We start from the raw sequence: 7113 nt of genomic DNA, 5'->3' as shown, positions 1-7113 counted from the left end.
GTCGCGCTCGCGCGCGCCGGCGTGGGCCTCGTCGTCGCCGATCAGCAGGCCGGCCTGCAGCAGCGCCGCGCAGGCTTGCGGCGCCAGCGCTCGCACGTCGGCGGCCGCGGTCCAGGCGTGCGCGCCGACCGCGCCGAGCAGTTCGCGCTGGTCGGCGTCGATCTCCACCTCCGCGTCCAGGTGCGGCGCCAGCGCCAGCCAGCGGCGCTGGCTGTGCAGGCCGTTGCCGCCCTGCAGCAGCGAGTTCAGGTCGAACGACAGGGTTTCGCGCGGTTCGATGAATACGATGGAGCAGCGGCGGATGCGCATGGCGGCGGGCGGGTCTCGGGCGTGCGGAACGACGGGCGCGGCCCGGCGCGAGCGGCCGGCGCGGCGGCCGCGGCTAGAATAGGCGATGGATGCCGCGCCGGCTCGTCAGGGCCGCGCGGCGGCCCGGCGCCGGGCCGAACCGACTTTGCTGAACGACGCCGCTGACCTGTCGTTGCAGGTTGTCGCGTTGTCTCAGCTGGACCGGGGCGGCCGCATGCGACGCCGCTTTACGCCCGCAAGGGCAATCACGGGGGAACTGGGGAACTACCTATGGCTACGAAAAAACCGGGCGGCGGGCATACGCCGTTGGATCCGAAGGTCGCCGACAAGCTGCTGGAGCTGTTGAGCACCGACAACGACTTCCGCGCCAGCTTCGAGAAAGACCCGACCGCGGCGGTGCAGTCGCTGGGCCACACCGTGCCCGAGGGCGTGCAGCTGTCGTGCATGAGCACCCGCGACATGGCGAGCAAGGAAGAGATCGCCCAGGCGCGCGAGGCGATCAAGGATTTCCTGACCTCGGCGGCCGCTTACAACAATCCTCACTGCTTCGAGGCCGGCAACCTCGGCCCGGCGCTCGACGACAAGTAAGCCGGCGGCGCATTGGCGGCCCAGGCGTCGGAGTACGCCTGGGCTTCCTTGTCCGCTTCGGCGGTGCGGCCCAAGGCCTTCAGCGCCTGCGCCGCGCGCAGCCGCGCCACCCGGGTGTCGGCGACGTTGAGCGATTGCAGCGACTGCCCGCCGACCAGCTCGATGTAAGCCAGGCCGCGGTGCGCGGCCAGCCAGCGGGCCTGCTCCAGCGCCTTGTCGGCATCGCCGGCGGCCTCGAAGGCTTGCATCAACGCCGCCCGGGTCTGGAACAGTTCGTGGCCGCTGAGCAACGCGGCCAGCCGGCGCACCGCCGCCTCGGGCTTGCCGTCCAGGCGCTCCTGCCCGGCCAGGACGATCTCGCGCAGCTCCGCCAGCTTCGGCGTGGCCCACAGGCCCGGCCGGTCCTTGAGCGCGTCGAGCACGCTGCGGGCCAGCGTCGCATCGTCCTGGCGCTGGGCCAGATACGCGCTGGCCAGCGCCAGATAGACATAGTCGGCTTCGTCGTAACCGGCGCCCTTCGACGCGTCCAGCGCGTTGCGCGCGGCCGCGCCGAGCAGTTCGCGCGCCCGCGCGCGGTCGCCGTTGAGCACGACCACGCTGGCCTGGGTCACCGCCAGCACGTTCTTGAGCAGGTCGTTGCCTTCCACCGGCCGCTTGGCCGCGGCCTCGATGTAGCGCTCCGCATCGCGCCAGCGGCCCTGGTCGAGCAGCAGCGCGGTCTTGTCGAGATCGCGCACCGAGGCATAGCCCTTGCGCGCGCTGCCGCCGCCGTCGAGCCGGCGCGCGGCATCGTCGAGCGCGCCCTGGGCGGCGGAAACGTTGGCGCGGCGGCGCGCGGCGTCGGCGATGTCGAGCTTGAGCGCCTGGTCGAACGCGGCGCGCGCGGCGCCGTAGTTCTCCTGGCCCAGTTCGCTGCGGCCGAGGTGGTCGTAGCCGTGGCCGCGCAGCGGGTTTTGCGGCACGGTGATGCGCTGGGCGTAGGTCTTGGCTTCGCCGAAACGGCTTTCCTGCATCAGCGCAAAAGCGTAATTGGCGGCGCCGGCGAAGTAATCCGGGTACAGATCGGCCAGCAGTTTCCATTTGCCTGCGGCCTGATGGCCGCCGGCGAACTCGGCCGCCCAGGCGTCCAGGTACAGCGCATCGCGCGGCGGCAGCCGGTCGCGGTGTTCCTGGGCCTGGGCCAGGAACGGCTTGGCGTGGGTGGCGTCGACTCGCGACACCGCGGCGCGCACTCCGCCCAGATAAGCCAGGGCGAAACTCGGATCCAGCGAGGTCGCGCGCTGATAGAAATTGGCCGCGTCCTCGTAACGCCCGGCGCCGAAGGCCTTCTGGCCCAAGGCATAAGCGCGCAGCGCGTCGAGATTGCCGGTGGCGACCTTCGGCAGCGGCTCGGAATCGCGCTCGATCGACTTCATCGCCTCGCCGAGCTTCTCGCGCAGCGCCGCGGTGACGGTGTCGATCGAGGCCAGGGTGGATTCCTTGCCGGAGCCGTCGGCCGACTCGGCGTAGACCGTGGTCTGGGTGTGCGGGTCGACGACCTCGGCGCTCACCCGCACCCGTCCGCCGACTTCGGCCACGGTCGGCAGGATCACCGCGCGCGCGCCGTCGCGCAGGGCGATTTCCGAGGCGACGGCGCGGTCGAGCGCGGTGTCGCCCTTGCGCTGCATGCGCTCGAGCGTGTCGCGCGCCTTCAGGTCGCTGAGCACGTTGACGTAGCGCGACTGCTCCAGGCTGATGCGGAAGGCCTGCTCGAGCGAATCGTCGAGCACGCTCTGGCCGGTGAGGTTGCGCAGGTCGCCGATGACCACCCAGTCGCGCTGGCCGAACGCGATCGCCGGCTGCGGCCGGGTCGCGAACCAGACCCCGCCGCCGATCATCGCCAGCAGCGCGACCTCGGCCACCAGCGCCGCCGGCCGCCGCCACAGCGGAATGTCGCGCCAGGCCTTGGGCCCGTTCGGCGGCGCGCGCAGCGGGGCGATGCCGGGCTCGCCGACTTCGTAGATCTCCTGCGGCTCGGGCACGCCCTTGAAGCGCCAGCGCCCGTGCGATTTCCACAGCAGTTGCTGGCCGCGCTCGCCGAGCTCGCGCGCGGCGCGGTGCGCCAGCGGCTCGGCCACCGCCGACAGCAGGATCTGGCCCGGCCGCGCGGTCGCCATCAACCGGCCGGCCATCGGCTTGGCCAGGCCTTCGACTTCGACCGGCTTGGCGCCGACGCGCACCGCCTCGTCGCTGTTGCGCCAGGTCAGCACCTCGCCGACGTGCAGGCCGGCGCGGGCCTTGAGTTCGAACTTGCGCGCCGCGCCGATCTCGCGCAGGCCGCGGGCGTAGTCCAGGGCGAAGCCGAGGCCGTCGATCGGCCGCTCGAACAGCAGCAGCAGGCCGTCGGAGCGGTCGATCAAACGCCCGCGCCAGCGCTGCTGCAGCGCCAGCACCAGGCGGTCGTGTTCGCGGAACAGCTCCGCCGCCGGGCCGTCGCCGATGCGCTCGACCAGGGTGGTCGAATCGCACAGGTCGGTCAGCAGCAGGGTGCGCAGCTGCGGGCCGTCGGCGTCGGGGCGGTGGGCGTCGTTCATCGCGGCATCCTTGTCCACGGCGCTCAGACGGCGCTCAGTTCGGCGTCCTGCCAATGCACGCGGTTGCCGCCCAGGCGCTTGGCCTGATAGAGCGCGGCGTCGGCTTGCGCGTACCAGTCGTTCCAGTCGCGCTTGGCGCTGACCAGGCAGGCGCCGACGCTGACCGGGCAGATCGTCGGCGGCGATTGCGGAATCAGCAGCAGCCCGTGCACGGTGTGGACGATGAAGTCGGCGAAGCGCATCACGTCCTGGCGCGTGTGCGCGGCCACCAGCAGGCAGAACTCGTCGCCGCCCAGGCGGCAGGCGATGTCCTCGGTGCCGGCGACCGAGCGCAGGATGTTGGCCACGCTCTGCAGCACGCGGTCGCCGGCCAGGTGGCCGTGTTCGTCGTTGACCTGCTTGAAGCGGTCGCAATCCACCAGCACCAGGCCCAGGGTGTCGGCCATGCCGGCGGCGCGCGCTTCCTGCAGGTGCAGGGTCAGCCCGCGCCGGTTGTACAGGCCGGTGAGGTCGTCGGTGCGCACCAGCTCTTCGGTCTGGTTGAGCTGGTGGGTGGTGGCGTAGAGGCTGTCGAGCGCGGCTTCCAGGTCCTGATTGCGCCGGCGCAGGCGGCGGATGAGGCTTTGTTCGTTGAGCACCACGCGCATGATCGCGCGGCGCAGGAAGTAGGAAACCAGCGACGGGTCGCGATCGACCAGGCGCTGGAATTCCTCGTGGCGCAGTTCCACCAGCAGGCCGTCGGTGGCGGCGATGGCGTCGGCGCTGCGGGCGTGGTCGCCGATCAGCAGGCCGAGTTCGCCGAAGAATTCGCGCACGCCCAGGCGCTTGGTCACCAGGTCGTCGCCGAAGTCGAGCACGATCGCGCCGCGCGCGATCACGAACATGGTGGTGCCCAGTTCGCCGCGACGGAACAGCACCTGGCCGGCCTCGACCCGGCGCGGCCGGCCGATCTCGGCGAACAGTTCGAATTCGCCGGGCGTCAGCACCGCCATCGCCACGTCCGTCGGCGCCGCGGTCGCTGTCGAATTGTCGGTGTCGCGGCCCACCGAAGGCGCCGCCATATCGCGATTCATCCCGATCTCCCCGCGCCCACTTCCCCTGTGGAGCTTTGACGGCAGGATAGCACCTGAGTCTGAGCAGCTAACGCCGCCAGGGGGGAGGAACGGCCATGCCGCACGGCACCGTTCGCGCCTCTCCCCGGTACGGCCGCGAGTGTAATCCCGCCGTCCGCGCCGGCGCGGCGGGCCATCGTTGCAGGCCTGCAACAAACGCATGCCGCGACGCCGGACGCATTCATGCCCGCGCCGGCATGGCCTTCGGCACTGCATGGCCGGGGCCGATTGCTGTTCATACTCGGATCCGACCTGTCACGGAAACGGAGAACCGCCATGCCCGCTCGTCCGCACCGCCGACCCTCGCCTGCCGGTCTCGCCCTGGCCCTGCTCGCCGCCGTGGCCGCCGCGCCGGCGTCCGCCGCCGCCCCGGCGGCGAGCGAAGTCGAACTGATCCCGCGCTCGGCCCTGTTCGGCAACCCCGAGCGCAGCAACGCCCAGCTCAGCCCGGACGGACGCTACCTGAGCTGGCTGGCGCCGCTGCGCGGGGTCATGAACGTGTGGGTGGCGCCGGTAGGCGATCCGGCCCAGGCGCGCGCAGTCACCGACGACGCCGCGCGCGGCATCCGCAATTACGTCTGGAGCTATCGCAGCGGCACCCTGCTGTATCTGCGCGACAGCGGCGGCGACGAGAACTTCCATCTCTACGCGGTCGACGTCGCCCAACCCGGCGCGGCGCGCGACCTCACCGCCTATCCCAAGACCCGCGCCAATCTGGTCCGCCTCGCCCACCGCCATCCCGACCGCATGCTGGTCGGCATGAACGACCGCGACGCCAAGTGGCACGACCTGTACGAAGTCGACCTCGCCAGCGGCGCGCGCAAGCTCGTGCTGGAAAACAAGGACCGGCTGTCGGGCTACCTCGCCGACGGCGACCTCAAGCTCGGCCGCGCCACCCGCACGCGCGAGGACGGCAACGGCGAATTGCTCGCCGCCGACGGCCGCGGCGGCTGGACGGTGGTCGACACGATTCCCTTCGAGGACAGCCAGACCACCGAGTACGAAGGCTACAGCGACGACGGCCGCACCTTGTACCTGACCGACGCGCGCGGCCGCGACACCGCCGCGCTGTACGCCGTCGACGCCGACGGCAAGAAATCGCTGCTGCTGGAAGACGCCCGCGCCGACGTCGGCGCGCGCCTGAGCGATCCGGTCAGCGACAAGGTCCAGGCCGCCTCGGTCTATTACCTGCGCCAGCAGTGGAAAGCGCTGGATCCGGCGATCGGCCAGGACCTGCAGTGGCTGCAGAAGCAACTCGGCGACGGCGAAGTGGCGGTGGCCTCGCGCAGCCTCGACGACCGCGCCTGGGTGGTGAACTACAGCGCCGCCGAGCAGCCGGGCGCGACCTACCTGTTCCGTCGCGGCGGCAGCGAGCGCGCGCTGACCCGGCTGTTCTCCACCCGCCCGGCACTGGACGGCAAACCGCTGGTGCCGATGTGGCCGGTCGAGATTCCCGCGCGCGACGGCAAGACCCTGGTCAGCTACCTCACCCTGCCCAAGAGCGCCGACCCTGACGGCGACGGCAAGCCGGACCAGCCGGTGCCGCTGGTGCTGTTCGTGCACGGCGGGCCGTGGTCGCGCGACTACTACGGCTACCACCCGTATGCGCAGTGGCTGGCCAACCGCGGCTACGCCTCGCTGCGGGTCAACTACCGCGGTTCCACCGGCTTCGGCAAGGCCTTCGTCAACGCCGGCGACGGCGAATGGGCCGGCAAGATGCACGACGATCTGATCGACGCGGCCGGCTGGGCGGTGCAGCGCGGCGTCAGCCACAAGGAAGACGTGGCGATCATGGGCGGCAGCTACGGCGGCTACGCCACCCTGGTCGGCCTGACCTTCACCCCGCAGGCGTTCAAGTGCGGCGTCGACATCGTCGGCCCGTCCAACCTGGAAACCCTGCTCAAGACCATCCCGCCGTACTGGGCCAGCCTGTTCGAACAGTTCGCCCGGCGCATGGGCGATCCGCGCACCGAGGCCGGGCGCAAGCAACTGGCCGCGCGCTCGCCGATCACCCGCGTCGACCAGATCGACAAGCCGCTGCTGATCGGCCAGGGCGCCAACGACCCGCGCGTCAACCAGGCCGAGAGCGACCAGATCGTCGAGGCGATGCGCAAGAAGAACATCCCGGTCACCTACGTGCTGTTCCCCGACGAAGGCCACGGCTTCGCCCGGCCGGAGAACTCGATGGCGTTCAACGCGGTCGCCGAGGGCTTCCTCGCCCAATGCCTGGGCGGGCGCGCGCAACCGATCGGCGAGGACTTCAAAGGTTCGAGCATCTCGGTACCGGCCGGCGCGGACGGGGTGAAGGGCTTGAGCGAGGCGTTGAAGACGCACAAGCAGGAAGTGAAGAAGTAAGCGAGCGAGCGCGCCCAACACCCCTCATTCCGGCGACAGCCGGAGCCCCTTTCGACCTTGCTATTGCTATTGCCCTTGGCTCCCCCCGCCGCCCCGAACTCGCCACAGGCAATCAGAGACCCGAAGGGCGGCGCGCACGATGCGCGCCGTGCGCCACCCAGGCCATGGATGGCCTG

Annotated in this window: 4 protein-coding genes and 1 pseudogene; 2 read left to right on the top strand and 3 right to left on the bottom strand. The window is 71.1% G+C overall.

Annotated features, from left to right (window positions below):
* Positions 1-309 (bottom strand): annotated as a pseudogene (locus tag A7A76_RS14080) (putative peptide maturation dehydrogenase); the annotation flags it as partial.
* A gap of 270 nt (positions 310-579) precedes the next feature.
* On the opposite strand from A7A76_RS14080, the gene A7A76_RS14075 reads away from it, so the two are divergent.
* Positions 580-897: an NHLP-related RiPP peptide gene (locus A7A76_RS14075; protein ID WP_206411776.1), complete on the top strand. Its 318-nt coding sequence runs from the start codon at positions 580-582 to the stop codon at positions 895-897.
* Here A7A76_RS14075 and A7A76_RS14070 read toward each other — a convergent pair.
* Together A7A76_RS14070 and A7A76_RS14065 are read right to left on the bottom strand one after the other, a co-directional pair.
* Entirely contained in the window at positions 849-3470 is a 2622-nt protein-coding gene (locus A7A76_RS14070; protein ID WP_206411775.1) for a putative peptide modification system cyclase, read from the bottom strand. The genes A7A76_RS14075 and A7A76_RS14070 overlap by 49 nt on opposite strands.
* A 23-nt stretch (positions 3471-3493) precedes the next feature.
* Entirely contained in the window at positions 3494-4462 is a 969-nt protein-coding gene (locus A7A76_RS14065; RefSeq protein WP_241200943.1) for a GGDEF domain-containing protein, read from the bottom strand.
* A gap of 396 nt (positions 4463-4858) precedes the next feature.
* On the opposite strand from A7A76_RS14065, the gene A7A76_RS14060 reads away from it, so the two are divergent.
* Positions 4859-6937, top strand: coding sequence for a S9 family peptidase (locus A7A76_RS14060; protein ID WP_206411773.1), 2079 nt, complete (start codon positions 4859-4861; stop codon positions 6935-6937).
* The last annotated feature ends 176 nt before the right edge of the window (positions 6938-7113 follow it).

Origin of the sequence: Lysobacter enzymogenes, from assembly GCF_017168095.1 — a bacterium.
In the GTDB taxonomy this organism is placed as follows: Bacteria; Pseudomonadota; Gammaproteobacteria; order Xanthomonadales; family Xanthomonadaceae; genus Lysobacter; species Lysobacter enzymogenes_D.
Note: the sequence above shows the minus strand (reverse complement) of the source record. Positions and strands in the feature narration are given on the sequence as shown.

What these genes read in the sequence shown, in the direction of transcription:
- A7A76_RS14065 (WP_241200943.1), bottom strand. Translation starts at nt 4,462, where the DNA reads ATGGCGGTGCTGACGCCCGGCGAATTCGAACTGTTCGCCGAGATCGGC.
- A7A76_RS14070 (WP_206411775.1), bottom strand. Translation starts at nt 3,470, where the DNA reads ATGAACGACGCCCACCGCCCCGACGCCGACGGCCCGCAGCTGCGCACC.
- A7A76_RS14060 (WP_206411773.1), top strand. Translation starts at nt 4,859, where the DNA reads ATGCCCGCTCGTCCGCACCGCCGACCCTCGCCTGCCGGTCTCGCCCTG.
- A7A76_RS14075 (WP_206411776.1), top strand. Translation starts at nt 580, where the DNA reads ATGGCTACGAAAAAACCGGGCGGCGGGCATACGCCGTTGGATCCGAAG.